The organism is Caulobacter sp. DMC95 (assembly GCF_056313785.1).
Genome location: NZ_JBQUZP010000001.1, coordinates 1 through 26,996 on the forward strand (window position 1 = coordinate 1; position 26,996 = coordinate 26,996).

The 26,996-nt window shown below is 65.8% G+C and carries 21 protein-coding genes and 1 pseudogene; 16 read left to right on the forward strand and 6 right to left on the reverse strand.

Features of this window, described 5'->3' with window-relative positions:
• The first annotated feature begins 104 nt into the window (after window positions 1-104).
• The 5 genes from ACT53N_RS00005 to ACT53N_RS00025 all read left to right on the forward strand — a co-directional run bounded on the left by ACT53N_RS00005 (window position 105) and on the right by ACT53N_RS00025 (window position 5,120).
• Window positions 105-1,703 carry an O-linked N-acetylglucosamine transferase, SPINDLY family protein gene (locus tag ACT53N_RS00005; protein WP_476062643.1) on the forward strand — a complete coding sequence of 533 codons (1,599 nt, stop codon included), beginning with the start codon at window positions 105-107 and terminating at the stop codon, window positions 1,701-1,703.
• Between the two features lie 188 nt (window positions 1,704-1,891).
• Complete coding sequence (gene cysT / locus ACT53N_RS00010; RefSeq protein WP_476061977.1) at window positions 1,892-2,764, forward strand: sulfate ABC transporter permease subunit CysT; 873 nt, start codon at window positions 1,892-1,894, stop codon at window positions 2,762-2,764.
• Window positions 2,764-3,621 (forward strand): sulfate ABC transporter permease subunit CysW, encoded by an 858-nt coding sequence (gene cysW, locus ACT53N_RS00015; protein WP_476061978.1) that lies wholly within the window; start codon window positions 2,764-2,766, stop codon window positions 3,619-3,621. The genes cysT and cysW overlap by 1 nt, the downstream gene beginning before the upstream one ends.
• A 16-nt stretch (window positions 3,622-3,637) precedes the next feature.
• Window positions 3,638-4,657: a sulfate/molybdate ABC transporter ATP-binding protein gene (locus tag ACT53N_RS00020; protein WP_476061979.1), complete on the forward strand. Its 1,020-nt coding sequence runs from the start codon at window positions 3,638-3,640 to the stop codon at window positions 4,655-4,657.
• 106 nt (window positions 4,658-4,763) lie between these two features.
• Window positions 4,764-5,120, forward strand: a complete 357-nt coding sequence (locus tag ACT53N_RS00025; protein WP_476061980.1) for a PilZ domain-containing protein — start codon at window positions 4,764-4,766, stop codon at window positions 5,118-5,120.
• Between the two features lie 3 nt (window positions 5,121-5,123).
• Here ACT53N_RS00025 and ACT53N_RS00030 read toward each other — a convergent pair whose 3' ends face one another.
• From ACT53N_RS00030 to ACT53N_RS00040, 3 genes and pseudogenes are all read right to left on the reverse strand, one after another.
• Window positions 5,124-6,101: a transglutaminase family protein gene (locus tag ACT53N_RS00030; protein ID WP_476061981.1), complete on the reverse strand. Its 978-nt coding sequence runs from the start codon at window positions 6,099-6,101 to the stop codon at window positions 5,124-5,126.
• An 11-nt stretch (window positions 6,102-6,112) separates the two neighbouring features.
• The gene (locus ACT53N_RS00035; protein WP_476061982.1) at window positions 6,113-7,060 is read right to left on the reverse strand and encodes an alpha-E domain-containing protein; all 948 of its coding nucleotides are present in this window, start codon (window positions 7,058-7,060) and stop codon (window positions 6,113-6,115) included.
• Window positions 7,057-8,577, reverse strand: a pseudogene (locus ACT53N_RS00040) (circularly permuted type 2 ATP-grasp protein). The gene ACT53N_RS00035 and the pseudogene ACT53N_RS00040 overlap by 4 nt, the downstream one beginning before the upstream one ends.
• A 254-nt stretch (window positions 8,578-8,831) precedes the next feature.
• Here ACT53N_RS00040 and ACT53N_RS00045 point away from each other — a divergent pair.
• From ACT53N_RS00045 to ACT53N_RS00075, 7 genes are all read left to right on the forward strand, one after another.
• Entirely contained in the window at window positions 8,832-10,616 is a 1,785-nt protein-coding gene (locus ACT53N_RS00045) for an autotransporter assembly complex protein TamA (RefSeq protein ID WP_476061983.1), read from the forward strand.
• A 77-nt stretch (window positions 10,617-10,693) separates the two neighbouring features.
• On the forward strand, window positions 10,694-14,797 hold the full coding sequence (locus tag ACT53N_RS00050) for a translocation/assembly module TamB domain-containing protein (protein WP_476062644.1): 4,104 nt from the start codon (window positions 10,694-10,696) through the stop codon (window positions 14,795-14,797).
• Between the two features lie 101 nt (window positions 14,798-14,898).
• Window positions 14,899-16,143, forward strand: coding sequence for a hydrolase (locus ACT53N_RS00055; protein WP_476061984.1), 1,245 nt, complete (start codon window positions 14,899-14,901; stop codon window positions 16,141-16,143).
• Window positions 16,144-17,148: an arginine N-succinyltransferase gene (locus ACT53N_RS00060; protein ID WP_476061985.1), complete on the forward strand. Its 1,005-nt coding sequence runs from the start codon at window positions 16,144-16,146 to the stop codon at window positions 17,146-17,148.
• Entirely contained in the window at window positions 17,145-18,602 is a 1,458-nt protein-coding gene (astD, locus tag ACT53N_RS00065) for a succinylglutamate-semialdehyde dehydrogenase (RefSeq protein ID WP_476061986.1), read from the forward strand. Before ACT53N_RS00060 ends, astD begins: the two co-directional genes overlap by 4 nt.
• Entirely contained in the window at window positions 18,599-19,939 is a 1,341-nt protein-coding gene (gene astB / locus ACT53N_RS00070) for an N-succinylarginine dihydrolase (protein WP_476061987.1), read from the forward strand. The genes astD and astB overlap by 4 nt, the downstream gene beginning before the upstream one ends.
• Window positions 19,936-20,448, forward strand: coding sequence for an N-acetyltransferase family protein (locus ACT53N_RS00075; RefSeq protein ID WP_476061988.1), 513 nt, complete (start codon window positions 19,936-19,938; stop codon window positions 20,446-20,448). The genes astB and ACT53N_RS00075 overlap by 4 nt, the downstream gene beginning before the upstream one ends.
• Here ACT53N_RS00075 and ACT53N_RS00080 read toward each other — a convergent pair.
• Window positions 20,439-21,362, reverse strand: a complete 924-nt coding sequence (locus ACT53N_RS00080; RefSeq protein ID WP_476061989.1) for a LytTR family DNA-binding domain-containing protein — start codon at window positions 21,360-21,362, stop codon at window positions 20,439-20,441. The genes ACT53N_RS00075 and ACT53N_RS00080 overlap by 10 nt on opposite strands.
• Before the next feature lie 15 nt (window positions 21,363-21,377).
• On the opposite strand from ACT53N_RS00080, the gene ACT53N_RS00085 reads away from it, so the two are divergent.
• Window positions 21,378-22,598 carry an acyltransferase family protein gene (locus ACT53N_RS00085; RefSeq protein ID WP_476061990.1) on the forward strand — a complete coding sequence of 407 codons (1,221 nt, stop codon included), beginning with the start codon at window positions 21,378-21,380 and terminating at the stop codon, window positions 22,596-22,598.
• Here ACT53N_RS00085 and phhA read toward each other — a convergent pair.
• On the reverse strand, window positions 22,553-23,437 hold the full coding sequence (gene phhA / locus ACT53N_RS00090) for a phenylalanine 4-monooxygenase (RefSeq protein WP_476061991.1): 885 nt from the start codon (window positions 23,435-23,437) through the stop codon (window positions 22,553-22,555). The genes ACT53N_RS00085 and phhA overlap by 46 nt on opposite strands.
• Window positions 23,438-23,573: 136 nt before the next feature.
• Entirely contained in the window at window positions 23,574-23,903 is a 330-nt protein-coding gene (gene hspQ / locus ACT53N_RS00095; RefSeq protein ID WP_010919487.1) for a heat shock protein HspQ, read from the reverse strand.
• Window positions 23,904-24,064: 161 nt separating this feature from the next.
• Between hspQ and ACT53N_RS00100 the strand changes: the two genes are divergently transcribed.
• Genes ACT53N_RS00100 through ACT53N_RS00110 form a run of 3 tightly spaced genes read left to right on the forward strand, consistent with a single transcriptional unit; the run spans window position 24,065 to window position 26,918 of the window.
• Window positions 24,065-25,171, forward strand: a complete 1,107-nt coding sequence (locus ACT53N_RS00100; protein ID WP_476061992.1) for a Ppx/GppA phosphatase family protein — start codon at window positions 24,065-24,067, stop codon at window positions 25,169-25,171.
• Complete coding sequence (locus ACT53N_RS00105; RefSeq protein ID WP_476061993.1) at window positions 25,168-25,878, forward strand: RlmE family RNA methyltransferase; 711 nt, start codon at window positions 25,168-25,170, stop codon at window positions 25,876-25,878. Before ACT53N_RS00100 ends, ACT53N_RS00105 begins: the two co-directional genes overlap by 4 nt.
• Window positions 25,875-26,918, forward strand: a complete 1,044-nt coding sequence (locus tag ACT53N_RS00110) for a potassium channel family protein (RefSeq protein ID WP_476061994.1) — start codon at window positions 25,875-25,877, stop codon at window positions 26,916-26,918. The genes ACT53N_RS00105 and ACT53N_RS00110 overlap by 4 nt, the downstream gene beginning before the upstream one ends.
• Window positions 26,919-26,996: the final 78 nt, after the last annotated feature.

Consider the following 26,996-nt stretch of genomic DNA (forward strand, 5'->3'; position numbering starts at 1 on the left):
TGATCGCTTCATTCGTCCGTCCCTTTCCTGGGGGCGGACTCTAATTATTCCTGGAGGAGTTTCAGGGGGTCACGTCACCGGGCAACGCGCATGCGGCGTCCAATCTGGGTGCGGTGCTACTATCGTGCGGGCGAGCAGCCGAGGCTGAGCAGGTCTTGACCCGAGCGCTTGCACATAATCCCGGTGATCCGGACATCCTGACCAACCGTGGTTCCGCTCGACTAGCCCAGGGTGATGTTGAACGCGGGCGGCAGGATCATCGCGACGCCTATGATGGCGGTGGCCGAAACCCTGCGTTGTTAAACAGTGTTGGGTGCATGCTGTCAGACGCTGGGAGTCTGTATGAAGCTCAGGCGATCTTTTCTCGTGTATTAGACACTGACCCTAATCATGTGGATACGTTGATCAACCTGGCGATTTGTCGCGCAAACTCGGGACGCGCGGTCGAGGCGGAGCCTCTACTAAGACGCGCTGCTGATCTTTCGCCTGATCTGCCTCGCGCGCACGGCGCCCTGATGATGTTGAGCAACTATTTGCCTGATTGGAGCGCTGCGGACATTCTGGCGTGTGGAGCGCGTTTCGAGGCTGCGCTTCGTCGAAAGCTCGGAATGGGGCTAAAGCCTGCGCGTCGAACGCCAAGGTCGCGCTTGCGCGTTGGTCTGGTTTCCGGGGATCTCAGAAGGCATCCCGTCGGATACTTTTTGGCGAGCGTTTTGGAGCAAGCGCGCGAGGAGATCGACTTCTTCGCATACCCCACCGTCGCGGCGGCGGATGACGTTAGCATGCGTCTTCGCGCGGCCTGCATAGAGTGGAAGCCAATCGGTGCGCTAACCGATCATGAAGCGGCCCAGATGATCCAGGCGGATAGCATCGATATCCTCGTCGATCTTGCCGGCCATACCGAGCACAATCGTCTTGGCGTGTTTGTGCTCCGGGCTGCGCCGGTCCAGATCAGTTGGCTTGGCTACTCTGCGACGACAGGTCTGAATGATATCGACTACTTCGTCGGCGATGCGATCGTCGCGCCACCGGAGATGCAGGCTTGGTTCACTGAGCGACTGATCACGCTTCCCACCAGCTATCTTTGCTACACACCGCCTGAAACCGCACCGTCCGTGACACCGCCACCTGCTGTTTCAGCCGGTAAGGTGACCTTTAGATGTTACAACAAACTCAGTAAGCTGAACCGATCCGTCATCGCCTGCTGGAGTGCGATTTTGGCAGAGCTCCCGGGCGCTCGGCTTATCCTGCAGAACAGCCCGCTCGCCGATGCGAATGTCGCTGCTGATATACGAAAGCAGTTCGCTGAGTACGGCGTGCAAGAACAGCTTGTTCTTCGACCAGGGACGGACCATGCGACCTATCTGGCCAGTTTCGCAGACATCGACATAGCGCTTGACCCGTTCCCCTTTCCGGGAGGGACGACAACCTGTGATGCGCTATGGATGGGGGTCCCAACCGTAACGCTTCTCGGTGACCGTTTCCTGGCGCGCGCCGGCGCGAGTTTCGCTCATAGTAGCGGCTTGCAGGATTGGGTTGCTTCAGACACTGAAGACTACAAGACGATCGCGGTCGAAAAGGCGCGGGATGTAGAGGCGCTAGCCGCGTTGCGCCGGGGGTTGCGAGATCACGTCGCCAGCAGTGCGCTTTTTGACGCCAAGCGTTTCGCGCCGGGATTTGTCGCCATGCTGCAGTCGCTGTAGAGCCATCGCACTGCTGCCAGCGGACAGATTTTCTGTGACGAGCTCGGGGCTTTTCTCGTTTGCCCTATTGTTCAGGTAGAGTTTTAAGCCGCTTTATCTTTTTGTGCAGAGCGGGCCGTTTTGGAACGCTTTGGCTTCCTTTCGTGGCGCCCTTTCGGCGAACCTGGACCCTGGACGACGATCAGACGATGACCGCCGACACCGCCGAGCAGCGGCCGCCAGCAAAGGGCCCGCGAAAGCCGCTCTTCCGAAAACGATCCGCAATCCCGGGCTTTGGCTTGACCATGGGCGTGACGTTGACGGTCCTGTCCCTGATTGTCCTCATCCCCTTGAGCGCGGTGATCCTGAAAGCCGCCCAGCAATCACCGGCGGAGTTCTGGGCGGTCGCGACCTCTGAACGGTCGGTCGCCGCCTACAAGCTGAGCTTCGGCGCTGCGTTCGTCGCTGCGGCGATCAACGGCGTGTTCGGCGTTCTCACGGCCTGGGTGCTGGTGCGCTATGAGTTTCCGTTCAAGACGCTGGTGAACGCTCTGGTGGACCTGCCGTTCGCGTTGCCGACCGCTGTCGCTGGCATCGCCTTGGCGACGCTTTACGCGCCGACCGGATGGGTCGGGCAGTTCCTGACGCCGCTCGGAATCAAGGCGGCGTACAATCCGGTCGGCGTCGTGATCGCCCTGACCTTTATCGGCCTGCCTTTCGTGGTGCGCACGATTGAGCCGGTTCTACGGGACGCCGCCGCAGATGTGGAGGAGGCCGCCGCGAGCCTGGGCGCCAACCGTGTCCAGACGATTGCTCGCGTGATCGCGCCGGCCTTGGCCCCTGCGTGGCTGACGGGCTTCGCGATGGCCTTTGCGCGTGGGGTTGGCGAGTACGGTTCAGTGATCTTCATCGCCGGCAACATGCCCTATCGCTCGGAGATCGCGCCGCTGCTGATCATCATTCAGCTGGAGCAGTTCGAGTATGCGCGAGCGGCGACCATCGCGGTGGTGATGCTGACTGTCTCGTTCCTGATGCTTCTGGTCATCAACGTCATCCAGGCCTGGGCGCGGAGGTTCGACTGATGGGAGCCGCCAATCCGAAAGCGCGGAGCGCGACGGACGATCCGCTATGGGCCAAGTTCCTGCTCATCGGAACGGTGCTGGCCTTCCTGGCCCTCGTACTGATCCTGCCGTTGGTGGCGGTCTTCGCAGAAGCGCTCCGCAAGGGGCTGGACGCAGCGATTCTGGCGGTCAGTGAGCCCGATGCGCTGGCCGCGGTGAAGCTCACCCTGCTCACGGCGGCGATCGCTGTGCCGTTCAACGCGGTCTTCGGTCTCTGCGCGGCCTGGGCGATCGCCAAGCACGAGTTCCGAGGCAAGGCCTTGTTGATCACCCTGATCGACCTGCCATTCTCGGTGTCGCCGGTCGTGGCGGGTTTGATCTATGTCCTGATCTTCGGCTTGCAGGGATGGTTTGGCGAGTGGCTTGTCGATAACGACATCAAGATCATTTTCGCCGTACCCGGCATCCTTCTAGCGACGGTGTTTGTCACCTTTCCCTTCGTGGCGCGTGAACTGATCCCGCTAATGCAGGAGCAGGGCGTCAGCGAGGAGGAGGCGGCCGTATCCATGGGCGCGAGCGGGCTCTACACCTTCTGGCGGGTGACCGCGCCGAACGTGCGCTGGGGTCTGCTCTACGGCGTTTTGTTGTGCAACGCCCGCGCTATGGGCGAATTTGGCGCGGTGTCGGTGGTTAGCGGCCATATTCGCGGCCTGACCAACACCATGCCGCTGCATGTCGAGATCCTCTACAACGAGTACGACTTCGTCGGCGCCTTCGCCGTAGCGGCGCTGCTTTGCCTCCTGGCCGTGGTGACGCTGGTGCTCAAGACAGCGCTCGAGATCGCCCAGCCAGGCGTGCGCGGCCGCAGCGGACACTGAACGGATAACGGACCCCATGACCATTTCCATCCGCTCCGTCGAAAAGCAGTTCGGGCGTTATCCAGCCCTGAACAAGGTGGACCTTGAGATCGCCGATGGCGAACTGTTGGCTCTGCTGGGTCCCTCAGGGTCAGGGAAGACCACGCTCCTGCGCACCATCGCCGGCCTGGAGTTCCCGGATGCGGGGCAGGTGCTGTTCGATGGCCAGGACGTCACGCACGCCTCGGCGGCGGCCCGCCGGGTAGGCTTTGTGTTTCAGCAGTATGCGCTGTTCAAGCACATGACGGTCGCCAAGAACATTGCTTTTGGCCTGGACGTCCGGAAGGGCAAGGACAAGCCGTCCAAGGCCGAGATCGAGCGCCGGGTCGAGGATCTGCTGAAGCTGGTCGAGCTCGATGGCCTGGGTGGTCGCTATCCGTCCCAGCTGTCAGGCGGACAGCGTCAGCGCGTGGCCTTGTCGCGGGCTTTGGCCGTGCAGCCCAGCGTGCTGCTTCTGGACGAGCCCTTCGGTGCGCTCGACGCCACGGTGCGCAAGTCGCTGCGGCGTGAGCTCCGTCGGGTTCACGACGCCACGGGCGTGACGACGATCTTCGTGACCCACGACCAGGAGGAGGCTCTGGAGTTGGCCGATCGCGTGGCGATCCTGAATCAGGGCCGCATCGAGCAGATCGGGACGCCGAGCCAGGTCCACGACGCGCCGGAGACGGCCTTTGTTTGCGGATTTGTCGGCGAGGCGAACCGTTTTGATGGCCAGGTCAGCGGCGGGCGCTTCTCCGCCGGCGCGCTGACCGCGCCAAGCGCCGGCGTTCGCGACGGCGCGGCGACGGCTTTTGTGCGCCCTCATGATTTCGCCCTCGACGAGACCGGATTTGAGGTCCGCGTCGAGCGGGCGCATGTCCAGGGCGCTCTTACCGCCGTCACGGCCACGATGTCCGATGGTAAGCGGATCGAGATCAGCGCCTCGCGCGCTGACGCCGCGCGTTTCACTGGCGTCGTGAAAATCATCGCGCGCCATGCTCACGTTTACGCCGCTTAAGCATAAATCCGCTAAGTCGCCCTGATAGTCGGCGTGCAACGTTCGCGGGAAGGCCCGCGAAGGCTACGCTGTTTCCGAGAACGACTCGGCGGGGTTTGAGAAGCGGATGGTCATGGTCGAGGCTTCGGGCGCTGAGCGGCGCGCGCATCCCCGGATGCCGGCGGCGCGGAAAATCTACATCGTCGACGATCCCCGGTCATGGAAGGGCTCGCTGCTCGACGTCGCCGAGAAGGGCGGTCGCCTGTCCATCGCGGGCATCATCCCGCCGCCCGACACCTTCGTTTTCGTCGACGCTGGCGGCCGGCGAGTGCATCTGGCGAATGTCGTCTGGCGCTCGGGCACTGAGGTCGGCGTTCAGTTCATGGCCACCCAACGTATCGGGCCGAGGGCGGGCGGCGCCGCAGGCGCGCTCGAGATCGCACGGCGGTTCTTGGCCAGCCTCCCCGCCGAAGGGGGCGAGTAGCCTTTACTGCTGTTGCTGTTGCTGCTGGTGCAGTTCCTCGCGCAGGGCTGTGTCGGGCCGGCGGCGTCCGCCTGCAAAGGCGGGGCGGGCCATCCGCAGGAATTCCGGCTCGGCCAAGGCGGCGCGCGCGCGGCGCACCGAGACACCGACGGCAAGCTGGCTTTCGGCGTCGCCCTTGTAGACCCCGCGCGAGGGCGTGACGTCGGCGTAGTCGCGCCCCACCGCCACCGCCACGTGTCGTTCGCCGGCCATCATGTTGTTGGTTGGGTCAAAGCCGACCCAGCGCAGGCTGGGGAGGAACACCTCGACCCAGGCGTGGGTGGCGTCCGGATCCGAACGGTCTCCCGCTTCGCGATCCGTGAACAGATAGCCCGAGACATAGCGGGCCGGCACGCCCCAGCCTCGACAAACAGCCAGCATGATGTGCGCAAAGTCCTGGCAGACGCCGCGCCCGGCGCTCAGCGTCAGATCGATCGGGCTGTCGGCGTCGGTGACGCCGGGCTGATATTCGAACGCGCTGTAGATCGTCTCTGAGAGGGTGCGCACGGCGGTCAGGGGATCGCGACGCTTGAGGGCGTCGAGATCGTGTTCGTTGATGAAGGTCTGCAGCGCCTCGGTCGTCCTCACGAAGCCGTGCGGTCGCAGAAAGTCGAAGCACTCGCCGCGGACGAACTCGCTGCGAAGCCGGTCCCATTCGCCCATGTCCAGGTGGTTGGGGCGCTCACCGGGCGACTCCGTCTCGACGGCCGAGCGGGCGATGATGGTCAGGTTGTCGTGCGGCTGCGGCACGTCGAAGTGATAGACCGCATTGCCGAAGCTGTCGGCGTAGGAGAACACCTGCGCCGCCGGGTTCAGGTCCAGCTCGAAACTGACCAGACGCTGCCGGGCGGTCTTCTGGGGCTGCATCCACAGCTCCATCAGGCTTTCCCGGACGGGGCGCTCGTAGTGGTACTGGGTGACGTGTCGAATTTCGAGCAGCACGATCCTGGATCCTAAGCGGGCAGACGCGTTTCAAGGGGATAGGCCACGAACGTCTCGTAGATGGCCTCGTGGATTCGAGCGCACTCGTTGACCACGGTGGTCAGCAGCGGACCGGCGCCGACGGCTTCCAACTCATCGACATCGGCGAACTGCAGTCGCGCCTTCAGCCGGCCCGCCAGACGCTCGGGACCCGCGCGCTCATTGGCTGAGACGCTGCGGGCCATGGCGCTGAGATGCTGTTCGATCTGCGCTGTCGCGAACCGGATCGATCGCGGAAAGTCCTCGTCGAAGACCAGGAACTCCAGGATGTGGCGAGGTTCGATTTCGGCGGTGTAGACACGAAGATAGGGCTCCAGCGCGCAGGCCATGCGCAGCACGCTGACCAGGGCGACATGGTCGCCTAGGCGCCCGTGCGTGGGCGACTCGGCGAAACAGACTTCCAGGAGGCGCGACACCAACTGGGCGCGCTCCATGTAGATGCCCAGCATCATGAACCGCCAGCTTTCGCCGTGGCTCATGGTGGTGTCCGCTGCGCCCTTGAACAGGTGCAGATCGGCGATCACGTCGTGCAGGAAGATGTCGGAGCCGGCGGCGAAATCCTTGGTGACGTTCGGGTCGGTGACCTTGAGGTACAGCAGGTTCAACCGTTCCCAGGTTTCGGTCGTGATCTGATCACGGACCTGACGCGCATTCTCGCGGGCCCGCGCGAGGGATGAGACGACCGAGTTGGGATCGCTGCGATCCAGAACCAGAGCCTGGGCCGCCTCGAATGAGCCCACGCCAGCGCCGTCGCCGGGTTCGCCGACAGCGGCCAAGGCGATCCAGACCGCTTGAGCGCCGGCGTCGGTCTGATCGAGCGTGGCGTTGAGCATCACGGTGGACAGGCGCGACAGGTGCTCGGCCCGTTCGATATAGCGGCCCAGCCAGTAGAGGCTGTCGGCGACACGGGCGAGCATCATGGGCGGGCGCTCCCGGCGCTGGCGCCATTGGAGGGACCGTCGTCGGCGAGAACCCAGGTGTCCTTCGAGCCGCCGCCCTAGCTGGAATTGACCACCAGCGAGCCGCGCTTGAGCGCGACGCGGGTGAGCGCGCCGGGCGTGACGATGGTCTTCTCGCCCGAAAGGATGAAGGGGCGCAGATCGACGTGGCGCGGCTCGATGCGGCCGTCCACCAGGCACGGCGCGGTCGAGAGCTGAATCGTCGGCTGGGCGATGTAGTTCTCGGGATCGGCCTTGATCGCCAGCGCGAAGTCGTCGCGCTCCTTCTGGCTGGCGTGGGGGCCGACGAGCATGCCGTAGCCGCCCGAAGCGCCGACGGCCTTGACCACCAGCTTGTCGAGATTGGCCAGCACGTGGCTGAGCTGGCGCGGCTCCCGGCAGAGGAAGGTCTCGATGTTGGGCAGGATGGCGTCTTCGCCGAGATAGTACCGGATGATGTCTGGGACATAGGCGTAGACCGCCTTGTCGTCGGCGACGCCGGTGCCGGGCGCATTGCAGATCACGACATTGCCGGCGCGATAGGCGTTGAACAGGCCAGCGGCGCCCAGCGAGCTGTCGCGCCGGAACGTGAGCGGGTCGATGAAGTCATCGTCCACGCGACGATAGATCACGTCGATGCGGCGCAGGCCCGTAGTGGTGCGCATGTAGACCATGTTCTCGTGCACCACGAGGTCGCGCCCCTCCACGAGGGGCACGCCCATCAGGCGCGCGAGATAGGCGTGCTCGTAATACGCGCTGTTGTAGACGCCGGGCGTCAGCACTACGACCTGCGGGTCGGCGCGCCAGTCCGCCGCCATGCTCTTCATGGTCGACAGCAAGAGGTCGGGATAGCGCTCGACCGGGCGCACGCCTGCGGCGCGATAGGTTCCGGGGAAGGTCCGCTTGGCCGCGTCCCGGTTCGCCAGCATATAGGAGACGCCTGATGGGACGCGGAGGTTGTCTTCAAGTACGGCGAACTGGCCGTCCTGGCAGCGGATCAGGTCGCTGCCGCAGACATTGGCGTAAGCCTTGTGCGGCACATAGAGGTGCTGCATCTCGCGGCGGTACGACGGGGCGCCGAGCACGAGTTCGCGCGGGACCACACCGTCCATCAGGATCTGTTGGTCGCCGTAGATGTCTGCCAGGAAAAGGTTCAGGGCCCTCAGTCTCTGGGTCAGTCCGGTTTCGATCCGCGCCCATTCGGCGGCGGGAATGATCCGGGGAAACAGGTCCGTCGGGATGATCCGTTCAGTCGTGTTCTCGGCGCCGTAGACCGTGAAGGTGATCCCCTGGAGAAGGAACGAGCGCTCCAAGGTGCGTTGCCGCGCCGCAAGCTCCTCGGCGCCCAGCGTGGACATCCTGCCGTGCAGCGGGTCGTAGTGCTCGCGAACCTCACCTTCCGGCGTGAACATCTCGTCGTAGGCGACACCTGGCAGGTAGGCGGCCTCCGTCATCGGCAGGGTCGGGGTGTCCGCTAGGGTCTTGGTCTTCGCCGCCACGCTTCTATCCGCTTGTCTTCGATCTTGGGCGCGGCCCCAAAGGAATGCGCCGCCTCGACTCTAGGGCCTTCACGCAGCCCCGCTTCCCGGATTCGACATCCGCCAAGCGATTGCGCACGACTGCCTATCATTTGGGCGCCATTCGGCCGCTTTGAGAAGCGCCGCCGACAACCATCTGCGGCATTTCCGAACGTGACACGGGACCGGGCCGCGACTACAGCAGGGAAGGGGGCGCTTCGCGCGGGGAACGTGATTTGGTGCTTGGGCGGACTTCCCTGGCTTTGGCGACGGTGACCTGGCTTTCGGCCTCGGTCGCGTGGGCCGACGAGCCGATGGCCCAGATTCAGGGCGTTGACGATCGGGCGCTTCGCGAAGCCATCCAGCGCGCCCTGTCCGAGTCCAAACAACCGCCGCGTAGCCGCTCGGAGGCCCGCCGTCGGGCCCGCCAAGCGGGTGAAGACGCGATCGCCGTTTTGCGTGCGGAAGGCTACTACGCCTACACGGTCGAGCCCGATGTGACGGAGGGCGACCCTCCGCGCGCCATTGTGAAGGTCACGCCGGGTCCAGCCTTTCTGCTGGCTGATCCCCGCATCGATTGGTCAGGCGCCCCGCCGGATGAGGGCGTGCGCCAGCGCGCCGCCGCAGCCATGCGGCTGACCGAGGGCGAACCTGGGCGCTCCGCTGATGTCGTCGGCGCGGAGGGACGCATCGTCGCCCAAGTCGCCAAGCTTGGTTACGCCGATGTCTCGGCTGAGCCGCGCGAGGTTGTGGTGGATCACGCCGACCACACGGTGCGTCCGACCTTCAAGATCGCGGCGGGTGAACTGGTCCGGCTGAATGGTGTGGAGGTCGTGACCAAGGGGCGCACCAACCCGGCTTGGGTCGGCCGTCTCGCGCCTTGGGTGGCCGGTGATGTGTACGATCCCGAGGACGTCGCCGAACTCGAGCGTCGGTTACGCGACACCGCCGTCTACGACTCGATTTCAGTGTCTCTCGCGGGCGCAGACAAGGCGACGGCCGATGGCTATCGACCCGTGGTGGTCACGCTCTCCGACCGCCAGGCCCGCACGATCGAACTTGGCGCCGGTTACTCGACCAGTGAAGGCGCTGGCGTTGACGCGCGATGGATCCGCTACAATCGCCAGAAACGCGCCGACACCACCACCTACGCGCTGCGCTTCGCCAAGCTGGAGCAGCGTCTTGGCGCCGAGCTGTCCCTGCCGCATTGGCGACGGCCGCAGCAGACCCTGAAGCTGAACAGCTCGGTCTTCCGCAACGACACCGACGCTTACAACGAGACCGGGGCCACGGTGGGGGTCGATCTCACTCGCCGTCGCCAAACCACGGCCTATCGCACCTTCGGGGTGTCGTTCGACCTGTCACAGACAAAGGAACAGGTGAACCGCAACGGCTCCATCGCCGGACGCAAACTGAACCTTGCCACTTTGGCCGGGCTCATGGCCTACGCCTGGGACTTCTCGGACGACATCCTTGACCCTAAGCGGGGCTGGCGCCTGGAGGCGCGCGCTGAACCGACCTACGTCGCGGGCGACACTACGACGCCCTACCTGAAACTCGCCAGCCAAGGGTCCGCCTATCTGCCGTTCGGCAAGGAGGACAGCACCGTCCTCGCCGCGCGCGCGAAGCTGGGCGCGATCTTGGGTGGCGGTATTCTCGATGTCCCCGCTTCACGGCGCTTTTTCTCGGGCGGTGGCGGTTCGGTGCGAGGCTACGCGTACCAAGCGATCGGCCCGCGCCTGTCAGACAACACCCCGCAGGGCGGCGTCTCGCTGATCGAGACGTCGTTTGAAGTTCGCCAGAAGATCACCGATCGCTGGAGCGGCGTCGCCTTCATCGACGCGGGCGCCATCGGCACGGACAAGACGCCCAGACGTGAGGACTTCCGCGCGGGCGCGGGCTTAGGCGTTCGTTATGACCTCGGCTTTGGGCCGATCCGCGCCGACATCGCCGCGCCGCTCGGGCGGCGCAAGGGCGATCCGAAATTTCAGGTCTATCTCAGCATTGGGCAAAGCTTTTGAGCGGCGATCAGGACAAACCCGATCTCGCCGACACGGTTTCCCAGGCGAGCGAGGCTGCGACGAAGGTCGCCAAGAAGATCGGCTGGCGCGGCTTGGCGCTGGTCGCGGTCGGCGTTCTGGCCGCATTGCTGTTGGTCATGGCCGGAGGGCTGCGGCTCGCGCCCATCACGCCGCAGGGACGCATGTTCCTGGAGGCGCGCGCCTCAGGGCTCAAGCTCGGCCGGATCGGCAAGCTGCAAATCGAGGGGCTGTCCGGCGATATCTGGAAGGACTTCGGCGTTCGTCGTCTGACGATCGCGGACGAGAAGGGGATCTGGCTCGAGGCTCATGACCTGCAGGTCTCTTGGCGCGCGACGGAGCTCTTCGGGCGACGTTTTCATGCCGAGCAGATCACGGCGCGCGACGTGATCGTTCTGCGGCGACCCACGATGGGGCCAAAGGGAAAATCCAGCGCCGCGCCCGTTTCGGTCGACCTGGATGCTTTCAAGTTTCGTCTGTTGACGCGTCCCGCCTTCAGCGGCGCGGAGGGTGATTTTGATGTGAGCGGCGCCTACGAGATGGCGCGGTTGGGCGGACAGAAGGGTACGATCGCGGCCACCTCTCGCCTTCACATCGGCGATCGGCTTGATCTGGATTTCGATCTTGGACGATCAAGGTCGCTACGCCTGCTGGCGGACGCGACAGAGGCCAATGGCGGCGCCATCGCCGGGGCGCTCGGCCTGCCGGCCGACAGGACCTTTGACCTCAAGGCCAAGGCGGAGGGCACGACAAGTCGGGCGGCGTTCGACATCGTGGCGCGGTCGGGGCAGGAGACCCCGCTCGAGGCGCGCGGCGCCTGGAACGAACAGGGCGGCTCGGCGCGCGGCCGTCTCGATCTCGAGGCCTCCCGGCTGACCGAGCGTCTTGCGCGCATGTTCGGCCCGAGCGCGGACTTCGCCGTCGAGGGGCGCAAGGCCACGGCTGATGGCTTGTCGGCTTTGAAAATCAGCCTCAACTCACAAAACCTGGTCCTGCGTGGCGAGGGCTTGGCCGATTTGAGCAAACGGCGCACGGGCCCAGACGGGATCGCGTTCAACGCTCGGGTAGGCGCCCTCAATCGGATCGTGACCATCCCCAAGATGGGTCGCGGCGAGGCCCAAGGCGTGTTCCGGTTGATTGATGGCGGTTTCGTCGTCGAAGGCCGGACGGATGTCAGCGATCTGGAGTTGCTGGGCTATCGCCTCAGACGCGCCGCCGGACCTGCTAAGGTCAGCTGGTCCAAAGGCGACCTCGCCATCGAGGCGCAGGCGACCAGCTCCGGAGGCGGCGGGACAGGTTTGCTGGCTGTGCTGGGGTCCAGCCCGAAGGCGACCTTTGAAGGCGGGCGGGTCAAGGGCGGGCGGTTCCTGATCAAGGCGGCGCGGATCGACGCCCCGAACCTGATCGTCACCGGCAAAGGTGGGCGGGGGCTGTTGGGCGGCCTGTCGTTCGATGGCGAGATGAGGGTCGCAAGCCTGTCGCCCGTCCGTCCGGGCGCGAAAGGCGCGGTCAAAGCCAAATGGTCGGCGTCCAGCTTCGCCGGCAGGCCCTGGAGCTTCACGGTCGACGGCAAGGCCGCCAACTTCGGCACGGGCTATGCCGAGATCGATCGCCTGCTGGGCGTGACGCCGCGCCTTTCGGGCAAGGCCAGCTGGAACGCCGGCGTCCTGACCGTCGCGGAGGCCAAGCTGGACGGGGCCAACGCCGCGCTGACCACCTCGGGCAAGCTGGGGCAGGGGCTGTCTCTGGACTTCGGACTGGACTGGACGGCGACGGGGCCGTTCCGCGCAGGACCCGTCGAGGTCGCGGGCAAGGCGATCGGCGATGGGCGGGTCGGAGGCACTCTGCGGGCGCCGCGCGCCGAGCTCAACGCCTTGTTCGACTCCATCGATCTGCCTCGGTTGCCGCTTTCGAAAGCGCGCTTGACGCTGACGTTCGCGCGCGACGCCAAGGGGGCGGACGGCGCGGCCGCCATACAGGCTGACAGCCAATATGGTCCGGCGCGGGGACGAGCGGCCTTCCGCTTCTCCCCCGGCGGCATTGAGCTCAGCGACGTTGACATCGACGCGGGCGGGGCCAAGGCGCAGGGCGCGGTCTCCTTGCGCGACGGGCTGCCCGCGACAGCGGACCTTAGAGTCGCCCTAAGTCAGGGGGCCTTCCTTCCGCAGGGAACGGTCAAGGGCGCGGCGCGGCTGGTGGATGCGCCGGGCGGCGGTTCGCCAAGCGCTACCCTGGATCTGGTCGCCGAAGACGTGGTCAGCGGGTCGTGGAAAGTACGGACTGCGCGCATCAAGGCTGATGGCCCGCTGTCGCGCCTGCCGTTGTCGATCGACGCCCGGGGCGAAGCGCCCGGAGGGCTGTGGCGGCTCAACGGCTCAGGCGATCTGGCGCAGGCAGGGAAGATCTACGACTTGACCCTGAACGCGTCGGGACGCGTGGGCCGAACCGAGCTCAAGACCCGCGAGGCCGCGCGTATCCGTTTTGGTGACGGACCCACCCAGGCCCGCCTTCGATTGGCTGTCGACAAGGGACGAGCCGATATCGACGCGGATCTCGGCGGCGCCGCAACGATGCTGAAGGCCGAGCTGGCCGGCGTCACCCTGACCGCCTTCGATCCCGATCTGGATGGGGACATCGACGGGGCTTTCAACCTGCAAGGTCAGGGCGATGTCCTCACGGGCGATTTCGCGATGCGGCTTTCCCATGCGCGCGAGCGGGGCGCCAAGATCGATCAGTCGCTGGACGCCAAGATTCAGGGCCGCCTCAGCGACAGCCAGCTCACCATCATCGCCGACAGCGACAACCGCCAGGGTCTGAAGGCTGAAGCCAACCTCGTGTTGCCGGTGGAGGCGTCGGCCAAGCCGCTTCGACTGGCCGTCAACAGGCGCAGGGGCGTCCAGGGGCGCTTCTCCGCCCAGGGGGAAATCAAGCCGCTGTGGGACCTGCTGCTTGGTCCTGAACGCTCCCTGTCAGGGCGTATCAACCTGCAGGCCAGCCTGGGCGGCACGCTTGGCGACCCGCGCCTCATCGGTCAGGCCACGCTCGACGGCGGCGGTTTCGACGATGGTCAATCTGGGCTGCGGTTGCGCAATGTGACGCTCCGGTCAGCCCTGGCGGACAACGCCATCGACGTCAGCCAGGCGATTGGCGAGGACGGACAGGGTGGTTCGATCTCGGGCGCCGGCCGCATCAGTCTGGCGCGCGGCGGTGAAGGCAACTTCAAGCTCGACATGAAGAGCTTCCGGCTGATCGACAACGATCTGGCCTCGGCGGTGGCGACCGGGCAGGCCAGCGTCAACCGCTCGGCGGACGGCAAGATCAAGCTGACCGGGGCCGTGACCTTGGATCGCGCGGACGTTTCGGCCCAGACCAAGACTCCGGCGGGCGTTGTGGCCATGGACGTCGTCGAACGCAATCGCCCCGGAGATCTGGATCAGGGGCTGCAGCGACGCGCCACGACGGGCGGCATGATCCTGGATCTCGATCTCAAGGCGCCGCGTCGCATCTTCGTGCGCGGTCGGGGTCTCGACGTCGAACTTTCCCTCGACGCTCATGTCGGCGGCACATCGCTGGCTCCGCAGCTAAGCGGCGTCGCGCGGATGGTGCGGGGTGAGTACGACTTCGCGGGCAAGCGGTTCGAGTTCGACGACGATGGCGTCGTCTATCTCTCCACCCAGCTCGATCAGGTGCGGCTGGACCTGTCCGCGACCCGGGAGGATACGGCGCTGACGGCGGTCGTGCGTATCCTGGGCACGGCGGCCAAGCCGGAGATCACCCTGACCTCGAAGCCCGAACTACCCAGTGATGAGGTGCTTAGCCAGGTCCTGTTCGGCGCTTCAGCCGCCCAGCTTTCGCCGATCGAGGCGGCGCAACTGGCTTCGGCGCTCGCGGCGCTGGCCGGCGGCGGCGGGTTCGACGTGATCGGTAATCTGCGGAGTTTCGCGCGCCTGGATCGACTGGCTTTCGCCGAGGGCGCGACCGGCATGACGGTGGCGGGCGGCAAGTACGTCACCGACGATGTCTATGTTGAAATCATCGGCGGCGGCCGTGAAGGTCCTGCGGCTCAGGTCGAGTGGCGGATTCGCCGGACGCTGTCCCTGGTCTCCCGTATTGGCGGCCAGAACGACGCAAAGCTTTCCGTTCGCTGGCGAAAGGACTATTAAGCGCGCAAGGCTGTTGCGTGGGCCCCCGGTTACCTCGTTCGAGGTGAGCACGATTTGCCCACGGCCCTTGGTTATCTTGACTGAGGGAGGAACAGCCTTTCATGCATCTCACGTCGGAAGATCGTGGCGTCCTGGACCGGATCGCGCAGGACGGCGGGCGTATCGTCGACCGTGCGGTTGACTGGTGCTCCGTAAACTCGGGAAGCCGGAACCTTGAGGGGCTGGAGCGTCAGAGGCAGATTCTGCTCGACGCCGCCGCAAGCCTGCCGGCCGCGCCGGTCGAGATCCCGTTGGCGGCGTCTCGTGAGATCGACGCTAACGGCCGCGAGGTGGAGTTCCAGCACCCACCCTCCGTCGCCGTGATTGTCCGGCCCGAGGCGCCGGTCCAGGTCATCCTCACCGGGCACTACGACACCGTTTATCCACAGAGCAGCCCCTTTCAAGTCGTCCGCACCCGTCCCGACGGCGCGCTGCATGGACCAGGCATCGCCGACATGAAGGGCGGCATCTCGGTGATGCTAGCGGCCCTTGAGGCCTTCGAGGCGCATCCGCTGGCTGGCAATGTGGGCTATCGGGTTCTGCTGTCGCCGGACGAAGAGATCGGTTCGATCGCGTCAGGGCCCGTTCTGTCCGAGTTCGCGCGCCTGGGGCATGTGGGTCTCACCTACGAGCCGGCCCTTGCTGACGGCGCGCTAGCCGCCGCGCGCAAGGGGTCGGGAAACTTCCACATCGTCATTCACGGGCGCGCGGCGCACGCCGGCCGCGATTTCGCAGCGGGCCGAAACGCCGTGATCGGGGCGGCGCGCGTGGCCGAGAAGCTTCACGCTTTGAATGGCTTGCGCGACGGACTTACGGTGAACGTGTCGCGGATCGACGGCGGCGCGCCTCTGAACATGGTGCCCGATGTCGCGGTGGTGCGGTTCAACGTTCGCTTCCCGGAGGCTGACGCCGCCGCCTGGTTCCAGGCTGAGGTCGCGCGGATCGTGAGCGAAGTCGACCCTGAGCTTCATGCGCATTTGCATGGCCTGATCACGCGTGGCGCCAAGCCTTTCAACGCCGCCCAGCAGAAGTTGTTCGGGGCGGTGAAGGAAGCGGGCGCGTTGCTGGGGCAGGACATCACCTGGAAGCCGTCGGGTGGCGTCTGCGAAGGCAACAACCTGTTCGCGTCCGGCCTGCCCAACGTCGACACCCTGGGGGTGCGCGGCGGCGATATCCATAGCGAGGCCGAGCATGCTTGGCCCGAAAGCTTCGCCGAGCGCGCCCAGCTCTCGGCGACCATCCTGATGAAGTTGGCCAGCGGGGAGATCGACGCCAGAGCGATCCGCGCGGCCATGGAGAATGCGTGAATGCTCGTCGTCCGTCCCGCCGGTTCCGCCGATTTCGAAGCCTTGATGGAGCTGGCCGTGCTGTCGGGTCGAGGCTTCACCAGCCTGCCCGAAGACGAGGCCACGCTTCGATCGCGGCTCTCGCTGTCCGAGGCCAGCTTCAAGGCGGGCGTCGCGCCGCCTGAGGCCTGGTACACCCTGATGCTGGAAGACTTGGAGTCCGGGAGCGTTGAGGGCGTCGCCGGCGTGAAGGCGGGCGTTGGGTTGAAGCGGCCCTTCTTCTCGTTCCGCGTGGTGACGCTGGCCCAGTCTTCACCAACCTTGGAGATGCGCTTCGATCACAAGGCGCTGGTGCTGGTGAATGAATGCGCCGGCTGGTCTGAGGTCGGCTCGCTGTTCCTGCGTCCCGAAAAGCGGAAGGGCGGGGCGGGGCGGCTGCTGGCCCAGTCGCGCTACATGCTGATCGGCATCGAGCCGCAGCGCTTCGCCGAGATGGTCTTGGCCGAGCTGCGCGGCTGGTTTGACGAGGACGGTCGCTGCCCCTTCTGGGAGCACGTCTCGCACAAGTTCTTCCGTCTCGACTTTGACCAGGCCGACCTGATGAGCGCCTCGACCGATGGCCAGTTCATCCTCGACCTGGCGCCGCGTCACCCGATTTACACCGAGCTGTTGCCCGAGGAGGCGCGCGACGTGATCGGCCGCGTCCACCGGGACGGCGAGGCCGCACGGGCGATGCTGGAGCGCGAGGGTTTCCGCTATCAGGGGCTTGTGGATCTGTTCGACGCAGGGCCGACCGTGGCCTGTCCGCGCGATGACATCCGGACTGTGCGTGACTCGCGGCGTTTACGGATCAAGGCGGGTGAAGACGCCTTTGGCGAAGAGGCCCTGATCTCGACCGGCGAAGTGGCCCGGTTCCGAGCGGTGCGCGCGCCGGTGCTGATCGACGGCGATACGGCGATCCTGGGGCGTGAGGCTATGGACGCCTTGGGCGTGGGCGAGGGTGAGATTGTGCGGGTGAAGGCATGAGCGGCGAACTGTTCATCGACGGCAAGTGGCGTTCCGGCCAGGGCGCAACTCTGGAGTCGATCGATCCGGCGACGGGCGATGTGGTCTGGCGTGGCGCGACGGCTTCCGGCGCCGATGTCGCCGATGCGGTCGCTGCGGCTCGCAAGGCGTTCCCGGCTTGGTCCGATCGTCCGCGTGATGAGCGGATCGCCATCCTTCGCCGCTACAAGGACATCCTGGTTGAGCGCACGGCGGCCTATGCCGAAGCCTTGAGTCGCGAGACCGGTAAGGCGCTTTGGGAGACCAAGGCCGAGCTCGCCTCGATGGCGGGCAAGGTCGATCTGTCGATCCGCGCCTATGACGAACGCACCGGCGTCACCGAGAACGCGATGCCGTTCGGTCGCGCGGTGTTGCGCCACCGCGCCCACGGCGTGATGGCTGTGCTTGGTCCGTTCAACTTCCCTGGCCACTTGCCCAACGGCCACATCGTACCCGCCTTGCTGGCGGGCGATACGGTGGTGTTCAAGCCGTCGGAAGAAACGCCGCTGGCGGGCAAGTTGCTGGTCGAGGCTCTGGAAGCCGCCGGCGTGCCAGCGGGCGTTGTCAATCTCGTCCAAGGCGGGCGCGAGACCGGTCAGGCTCTGATCGCCCAAGAGATCGATGGCCTGCTGTTCACCGGCTCGGCCGCAGCCGGCGCCTACTTCCGCCGCTACTTCGCTGATCGACCGGACGTGATCCTGGCCCTGGAGCTCGGCGGCAATAATCCGCTGGTGGTCTGGAACGCCGACGACGCGCCGGAGGCCGTCGCGGCTCTGGTCGTCCAATCGGCGTTCATCACGACAGGGCAGCGCTGCTCGTGCGCGCGCCGGCTGATCGTGCCGGACGACGCCTCGGGCCGGGCGGTGATCGAGGCGACGGCGGCATTGGTCGATCGCCTGACGATCGGCGCTTGGAACGGCGCCAGCGAGCCGTTCATGGGCCCGCTGATCTCCGCCCGCGCCGCGCGCGCGGCGCGGGATATTGCGGCCGCCATGCCGGGGGACGCAATTCTGCCGCTGGACGGTATGGCGGGTCTCGGCGAGGCGTTCCTCAAGCCCGGGATCGTCGATGTCACGGGCGCTGAAACGCCTGACGAGGAGCTGTTTGCGCCCCTGTTGCAAGTCCGGAGGGTCGCCAGCTTCGACGAGGCCTTGGTCGCCGCCAACGCGACCCGCTATGGCCTTTCCGCTGGTCTTATCTCCAATGAATCAGCGCTTTGGGACAAGTTCCTCGACCGCATTCGCGCCGGCGTGGTGAACTGGAACCGACCCACGACCGGGGCCGCCGGTTCGATGCCCTTCGGCGGGCTGGGCGCGTCGGGCAACCATCGGCCCAGCGCCTACTACGCCGCTGACTACTGCGCCTATCCTGTCGCGAGTTTCGAGGCGTCTGGCGTTGTTGATACGTTTAAGGATATCAAGGGCTTGAAGGCATGACCTTTGCGCTCGAAGCGAACTGTGACGGGTTAGTCGGGCCCACCCATTCGTATGTCGGTCTGTCGCCCGGCAATCTCGCCAGCACGCGCAACGCCGGCGAGGCGTCCAATCCGCGTGGCGCTGCGCTGGAGGGACTCTCCAAGATGCGGCGGCTCGCGGATCTGGGGCTGCCGCAGTTCGTGCTGCCGCCGCATGAACGGCCGGCCATAGACCTTTTGAAACAGCTCGGCTTTTCGGGTTCTGAGGAGCAGGTTATCGCCTCGGCGTGGAAGGACGCGCCGGCCTTGGCGGCGGCGGCTTGTTCGGCCTCGCCGATGTGGGCCGCTAACGCCGCCACGGTCACCCCGAGCGCCGACGCCGCCGATGGACGGGTCCATTTCACGCCCGCCAACCTGCTGACCAACCTGCATCGCAGTCTGGAAGGGCCGCAGACCGCGCGTTCGCTTCGAAGACTTTTCCCGGACGAAGCTCGGTTCGCCGTTCACGACCCGCTCCCCGCCCAACCCCATTTCGCTGACGAGGGCGCGGCCAACCACGTCCGCCTCTGCGCCGACCACGGCGCGCCGGGGGTCAATCTCTTCGTCTGGGGGCGCGAGGCCTGGAGCCATTGGGATGGCCGCTTCCCCGCGCGCCAGACCAAGGAGGCCTTCGAGGCGGTTCAGCGTCGGCATGGCGCCGCTCGTGCGATCTTTCCGCAGCAGGGCAAGGCGGCGATCGAAGGCGGCGCGTTCCACAATGACGTTGTCTGCGTGGGGACCCGCGAGTGCCTGTTCTTCCACGAACGCGCCTTCGAGGATCGTACCGCGATGGAACGCGAGGTGCGGGCCGCGGCGGAGGGCTTGTTCGAGCCGGCCTTCGTCGAGGTGACCGAAGCCGACCTGCCTATGGCCGACCTCGTCGCCAGCTATCTGTTCAACTCCCAGCTTCTGGTGGTCCCCGGCGAGGATCGGCTTGTGCTGCTGGCGCCGGTCGAGACGCGTGACAACCCGCGCGCCTATGCCGTGGCCGAAGGGCTTGCGGCCTCGAATGGGCCTATCGGGCGGGTCGAGTACGTCGACGTCCGTCAGAGCATGCGCAACGGCGGCGGACCCGCCTGCTTGCGTCTGCGCGTCGTCCTGACCGAGGCCGAGTTGGCGGCGACGAACACAGCGCAGCGCTTTACCCCCGCGCTGCAGGACACGCTGGCCGACTGGGTCTCGCGCCGATATCGCGACCGTCTTTCGCCGGCCGACCTGGCCGACCCCGAGCTTCTAACCGAGAGCCGTGAGGCGCTTGACGAACTGACCCAGATTTTGGGACTGGGCGGGGACTTCTACCCCTTCCAGAGGACGGCATGAGCATCACCGTAAGGCGCGCCACGCTTGCGGATCGCGACGCCATCGTGGCCGTACATCGCGCTGCGGCCGTGACGCCCGGCGCCTTGGCCCGTTCGCCCGAGGAGGTCACGCCGGCATTCGCCGAAGCAGCGATCGCTGCCGACATCTGTCTCGTCGCCGTCAATGAGGACGGCGTCGTCTGCGGCGAGATCCATGCCAAGCGCGAGACGATCGCGCTGTTCGCCCATGTGCTGGGTGGCCTTACGGTCGCGGTCCATCCTGACCAGCAAGGCCGGGGCGTCGGAACCAAGCTGTTCGAGGCCTTGATCGCCTGGGCGCGATCCGCTGAGCCTGAAATCGTGCGGATCGAGCTGGCCGCCGGCGCCGGCAATCCGGGCGCGGTACGGCTCTACGAGCGGCTGGGCTTCCGTCATGAGGGGCGTCAGGTCGCGCGCGGGCGGCTGCCCGACGGCCGTTTTGAGGACGACATTCTGATGGGGCTTTTGTTGCGTCGAGTCGATCAGGCTTGAGCGCGTAAGGTCGCCAACGTCTCAGGAAAACGTCGGGACAGCGGCGCTTCCAGCCGGCCCAGCTCCACCGTGTAGTCGCCCGAGCCCTCTGGCCTCAGCCCGGTGACCAGCGCCTTGTTGACGAGCCAGGACTTGTGGCTGCGAACGAAGCCGTGCCCGGCCAGCGTGTCTTGCACCGCCGCCAGCGAGGATCGCATCAGGGGCCGCCGATCGTCCGAGAGTATGAACTCGACATAGTTCCCGGCCGAGCGGACGGCGATGATTTGGTCTACCGCAACTCGGATCAGCCTTGCGCCGTCGTGGATGTCGAACTTGGGGGCAGGCGGGGTCGCCGCCGGGGCGGGCCTTTGCTCGCTCCGCTGCAGGGCCAGCCAAAAGATCCCCCAAGCCAGCAAGTAGGCGAGGAAGTCCTTGCGGAACTCGTAGGGGAACTCGGTCTGGAGCGGGCCGTAGTTGTACGTCTCGTTCAGAAGGGCGGCATGCGCCCATTCGCGCAGGACGAGGAACCCCGCGACGTGCAGAGCCGAATAGGCCAGGAGCGCGACGAGATGGGCGGGCAGGGCGATCCACCAGCGGGGGCGCTTGCGGTGGCTCCAGAAGGCCATCCCCGCAGGGATCGCGAAGATCACGGTCGTGACGAGCGCGCTGCTGACTTCCCAAATGGTCGGCCGAACCAAGCCGAGATCCGGCGTATCGTGCCCGATCGTCAAAATATTGACGAAGCAGATGCAGCCGATCAGGCAGACGCCGAGAAGCCAGGCGCGCAGCAGCCACTGACGCTCCTCGCCGGTGATCCCGAAAACATGGCCGTTGATCCCGAGCGAAATGCCGGACATCCCCGGGAGCGTCCGCTGGTCCCCTGAGGCTTGGCCTGCAACGGGCGTGCGCGGCAGGTCGCTGGCATCGCCCTTCATGTCGGACGCCTTCTCATGACAAACGCCCCTGCGCTCGATCGACGCTATGACCTCGACTGGATTCGGGTCGGCGCGTTCTTCTTGCTGATCCTCTACCACACCGGAATGTTCTACGTGCCCTGGGATTGGCATGTGAAGACGCCGCATCCGGTCGAGGCGCTTGAACCCATCATGCAGCTGACCAATCCCTGGCGGCTCACGCTGCTGTTCCTGGTTTCTGGCGCAGCGACGCGGTTTATGGCTGACCGAACCTCTGTTGGGCGACTGACCATGTCCCGGATCGCGCGGCTGCTACCGCCGCTGATCTTCGCCATGTTCGTGATCGTCCCGCCTCAGAGCTACTACGAGATCGTCGAGCACGTCGCCGCCAACCCCGGCGCGCCGGTCGCGGTCGATAGCTATGGCGTGTTCTGGCGGAAATACGCGACCGCATCTGGCGCCTGGTGCGATCAGGGAGAGTGCCTGATCACCCCGACCTGGAACCATATGTGGTTCGTGGCCTATCTGCTGGTCTATTCGTTGATCTTGGCCCTGATGCTGCTTGTCGCGCCCAAGCTGGGCGATCGAATGCAAAGCGGCCTGGAGCGGTTGCTCAAGGGCGCTGGCCTGCTGATCTGGCCTATCGTCTTTCTGGCCCTGACGCGGATCCTTCTGTTGCCGCACTTCGAGATCACGCATGATCTCGTCGAGGACTGGTACAATCACGCCGTCTCGTTCTCGGCCTTCCTGCTGGGTTTCGGCATAGCCAAATCAGAGGGTCTGAAGGCGCGGCTCATCAGCAGCCGATGGATCGCGCTGGTGCTCGCGGTCGTCTGTTGGGCCGGTTGGGCGAGCTATGCCTGGATCTATCGCGCCGATGACGCCAACCCGCCCGAGGCCCTTCGGATCGTCATGCGTTGCGTCTACGCCACTGACCAATGGTGCGCGATCGCCGCCATCCTGGGCTTTGGGGCCAAGCATCTGTCGGACAAGGGCGGGCCGGTGTTGCGCTATCTGACGCTGGGTGTCTTTCCCTTCTACATCGTGCACCAGACCCTGATCGTCGTCGTGGCGCACAACCTCGCCAAGCTGGGCCTGCCGCAAGCTCTGGAGGGCGCGATCCTGGTGGCGGCGACCTTCGCCGGGTGCTTTGCGACCTACGAGATCGTACGGCGCATCCCGGGCGTCAGAGCCCTGTTCGGACTGAAGCGTCAGCCCGCCGCAGCGCCAGCCAGCCGACCGCCCGCCTTGGCGTAGGCCTGGGTTCCGCGCGTCAGAACGGTGTCGCCGGGAATAATCTCGGCGACGCCGATGTCGGTGACCTTGGCCATCCGCTCATAGATCGCGGCGAAGTCGCGCAAGGTCACCTCCTGCAAGGTCTGGATCGAGTCGATCACGAAATAGACCTGCTGGAAGTCGTCAATCCGGTAGAGCGTGCGCATTACTCGCTCAAGGTCGAAGCCGATGCGGTTGGGGGAAGGGTCATCGAGGGCGAAGATCGACTCTGTCCGCGACGACACGATCCCAGCGCCATAGATCCGAAGACCGGCCGGCGTGTTCATCAGGCCAAACTCGACCGTGTACCAGTAGAGGCGGGCGAGATTGGCCAGGCGACCCAGGCTGAGCGCGCGGCGGCCGCCCTCGCCATAGGCCTGCATGTAGTCGGCGAAGACCGGGTCCGTGAGCATTGGCACGTGGCCAAACACGTCATGGAAGATGTCGGGCTCTTGCAGATAGTCCAGCTCATGCGGTTTGCGAATGAACTGGCCGGCCGGAAAGCGCCGATTGGCGAGGTGATCGAAGAAGACGTCGTCGGGCACCAGGCCAGGCACGGCCACCACGGTCCAGCCGGTCAGGCGTTTGAGTTCTTCATTGATGCGGGCGAAGTCCGGAATACCCGAGCGGTGCAGGTCCAACGCGTCCAGTCCGCGCAGGAACGCGTCGCACGCGCGGCCGTGCAGCATGTCGGTCTGCCGCTCGTACAGGGTGATCCAGACGTCGTGTTCAGCCTGGGTGTAGGTTTCCCAGCCTTGGTCGATCGTCCAGTCAGGACGCGCGCCAGGGGGCGGTCCGTTGCTCAGGCCATCTCCGCTCATGCGATGACGCTACGCCCCGGATTTGGCAATTGCTGTTCGGAATTTTCGCCAAATGTCAGGATCGGCGGAGAAACGTTGTTCTCAAACGGGGAAGCTCGCAAGGGGATGCCAGCCGCGCCAGCGGCCCCAACTGGGCTCAGTGAGAAATTCGCGGCCGCAACTTGTAAAGCCCGTGATCGAACGACTCGAAGATCACCGCCGTCTGCGGGTGGCCGATCGGCTCGCCGCTGTCGTCGGGCAACAGGTTCTGCTCGGACACGTAGGCGACGTAGCTGTTGTCCTCATTCTCGGCCAGCAGATGGTAGAACGGCTGGTCTTTTGTCGGCCGGATGTCTTCCGGAATCGACTGCCACCACTCCTCGGTGTTGGCGAAAACCGGATCAACGTCGAACACCACCCCGCGGAAGGGGAAGATCCGGTGCCTGACGACCTGTCCGATCGCGAATTTGGCGAGACGAGAATTCATGCCGCACAGAATAACAGCCGCACCTGACTGATTCCTGAACGTAAATGTCGGAACGCGGATGGCAAGGCGGCGCCTTCCGGCGGGCGAGTCGCATGCTATGGTCGACTCGAAGTGAGGCGTCGCAATTGTTCGCGACGCCTGCGAGACAGGTGGTTAGGACCATGTCGGAGGCGCCGCGCGCGCCCGGCGCGCCGAGTGGGCGGCGCCGGCGGTCGCCGGAGGAGACGTCGTGCTATGCGGCGCTCGATCTGGGGACCAACAACTGCCGCCTTCTGGTGGCCACGCCCAGCCCGCGCGGATTTCGCGTGGTCGAGGCCTATTCCCGCATCGTACGCCTAGGCGAGGGGCTATCTCAGAGCGGCCAGCTCTCGGACGCAGCCATGGAGCGGTCTTTGGCCGCGTTGAAGGTTTGCGCCGAGAAGATCCGCCGCCGCAAGGCGATCCGCGTGAAGGCGGTGGCGACCCAGGCGTGCCGGGGCGCGACGAACGGCCCCGACTTTGTACGAAGGGTCCACGAGGAAACCGGCCTCAAACTGCAGATCATCAGCCCGCGCGAGGAAGCGCAGCTGTCGGTCGCGGGCTGCATGAGCCTTTTCGATCGTCAGCAGGACGCGGCGCTGGTTGTCGATGTTGGCGGCGGCTCGACGGAATTGTCTTGGGTTGACCTCAAGGGGGGAGGCCTGGACGCCAAGCCCCGCCAGTTCGCGGCCTGGAAACTGCCCATCAAGGCCTGGCTGTCGATCCCTGTGGGCGTGGTGACCCTGGCCGAGCGTTTCCCGGAGGGGCGGCAGGCCAATCCCGTCTGGTTCCGCGCCATGGTCGACGATGTGAAGGCGCGGATCGAAACGTTCCCGCACGCCGAGCCGATGCGGAAGGTCTTCGCGGAAGGCCGAGCGCATCTGGTCGGGACGTCCGGGGCGATCACAAGTCTGGCGGGCCTGCATCTGGGCCTGCCGCGCTACGACCGAAACGTCGTCGACGGCCTCTGGATGAACCGGACCGATTGCGACGCGGCGGCCGATCGTCTGCTGGGATTGACCTCAGCCGAGCGAGCGGCCGAGCCTTGCATCGGGGCCGACCGCGCCGATCTGGTGCTGGCGGGGGCGGCGATCCTACAGGCCGTGCAGGAGCTCTGGCCATGTTCGCGCGTGCGTGTGGCCGATCGAGGGCTTAGAGAGGGGCTGTTGTTGTCCCTGATGTCCGATCAGCAGCGGCGCCCCCGTCGGCGTCGTCGCGGCGGCGCCCCCAAGAAGTCCGAAGCCGCATGAGTGACGAAGAACCGCCCCGCAAGCGCATGGTCAAACCGCCGGCCGGCGGCAACGAGGGCGGACGGGGCAAACCCGCGCGCCTGAAGACCGCCTATGGCCGCACGCCTAGCCAGCAGGCCTGGCTCGAGCGGCAGATCAACGACCCATTCTCGGCCAAGGCCCGTGCGTTGGGCTATCGCAGCCGCGCGGCGTTCAAGATCAGCGAGATCGACGACAAGTTCCACTTCTTCCGCAAGGGTGCGAGGGTCATCGACCTGGGCTGCGCGCCGGGCGGCTGGCTGCAGATCGCCGTCGAGCGCGGCGTGACCACCCTGGCGGGGATCGACCTGTTGCCCGTCGATCCTGTGGCGCCGGCGCACCTGCTGGAGATGGACTTCACCGCGGACGGCGCGCCCGAGAAGCTTCTGGAGCTGCTGGGCGGCGAGCCTGACCTCGTCATGTCCGACATGGCGCCGAACACGGTTGGCCACCGCGAAACGGACCACCTGCGGATCATCGGCCTGATCGAGATCGCAGCGGAGTTCGCCATCGATGTCTTGAAGCCCGGTGGCGCGTTCGTCGCCAAGGCGTTCCAGGGCGGCGAGACGGCCGAGATCATCGGCAAGCTCAAGCGCCACTTTGACAGGGTCCAGCATTTCAAGCCCAAGGCCAGCCGGCAGGACAGCTCCGAGGTCTTCCTGGTCGCGACGGGGTTCAAGGGGCGGTGAGGCGAGGGGAGCGCGTGATCGGCGGGCTGATCGCGCGGCCCTTCCGCAACCTGGCTTTCGCGATCGCCTTCGTGCTCGCCGTCGCGGGCGTGGCGATCCTGGCCTACATGCGCGCGGGCTGGTCGTTCGACGACGCGCTCTACATGGTCACGCTGACCATTTTCACCGTCGGCTACGGTGAGGTTCGCCCCGTCGACAACGACTACTTGCACGCGGTCACCATGGGCACGATGGTGTTCGGGTGCACCGGCGTCATCGTCGTCACCGGCGCGCTGGTTCAGGCGCTGACCCAGTCTCAGTTGGAACACTTCTTCGGAAAGCGCGTGGAACGGGACATCGAAAAACTCGACGGGCACATCGTCATCTGCGGCTTTGGGCGCATTGGCCTGATGCTGGCCAATGAGCTGTCCGCCGCCGGGGAGCGCTTTGTCGTGGTCGAGCGCGACGAGGCGCGGTGCCAGGAGGCGAGGGAGCTTGGCTATCTCTGCCGGCACGCCGACGCCACCGACGAGGACGTGTTGCGCGCGATGCATGTCGAGCGAGCCAAGGTGCTGGCCACTGTGCTTCCGGACGACGCCGCCAACGTCTTCATCACCCTGTCAGCGCGTAGTCTCAATCCGAAAATCGAGATTATCGCGCGGGGCGAGCGACCCACGACTGAGCGAAAGCTCGTGCAGGCCGGCGCGGACAAGGTGGTGATGCCGGCCCATATTGGCGCCGAGCGCATCGCCGAGATGATCCTTTATCCGCGCCTAGCCGGCTTCCTGAAAGAAGCCCGCGCGCCGGCCGCCCAGCAGAGCGAGGCCTTGGCGCAACTGGGGTTGGACCTTGGTCTCGTCACCGCGCCGGCCTCCTTCGCCGCGCGCCGGGTCACGGTCGGCGAGTTCGAGCGGCGCGGCGGCGTGCTGGTTGTCCGCATTGAGCGCGCCAGCGGCGAACTGATCGAAAAGCCCAAGGGCGACGAGGTGATCAGCGCTGGCGACGGCGTTGCGGTGCTGTCCAAGCTGGGCCGGCTGGGCCTGGACGCCATCGCCGACTGACGCCGGGGAAGATTCCTCTCCAAATCGGCGACGTGGCGGGTCGACAACGGTCGACCTCGCGGCTATATCCGCGCCGCA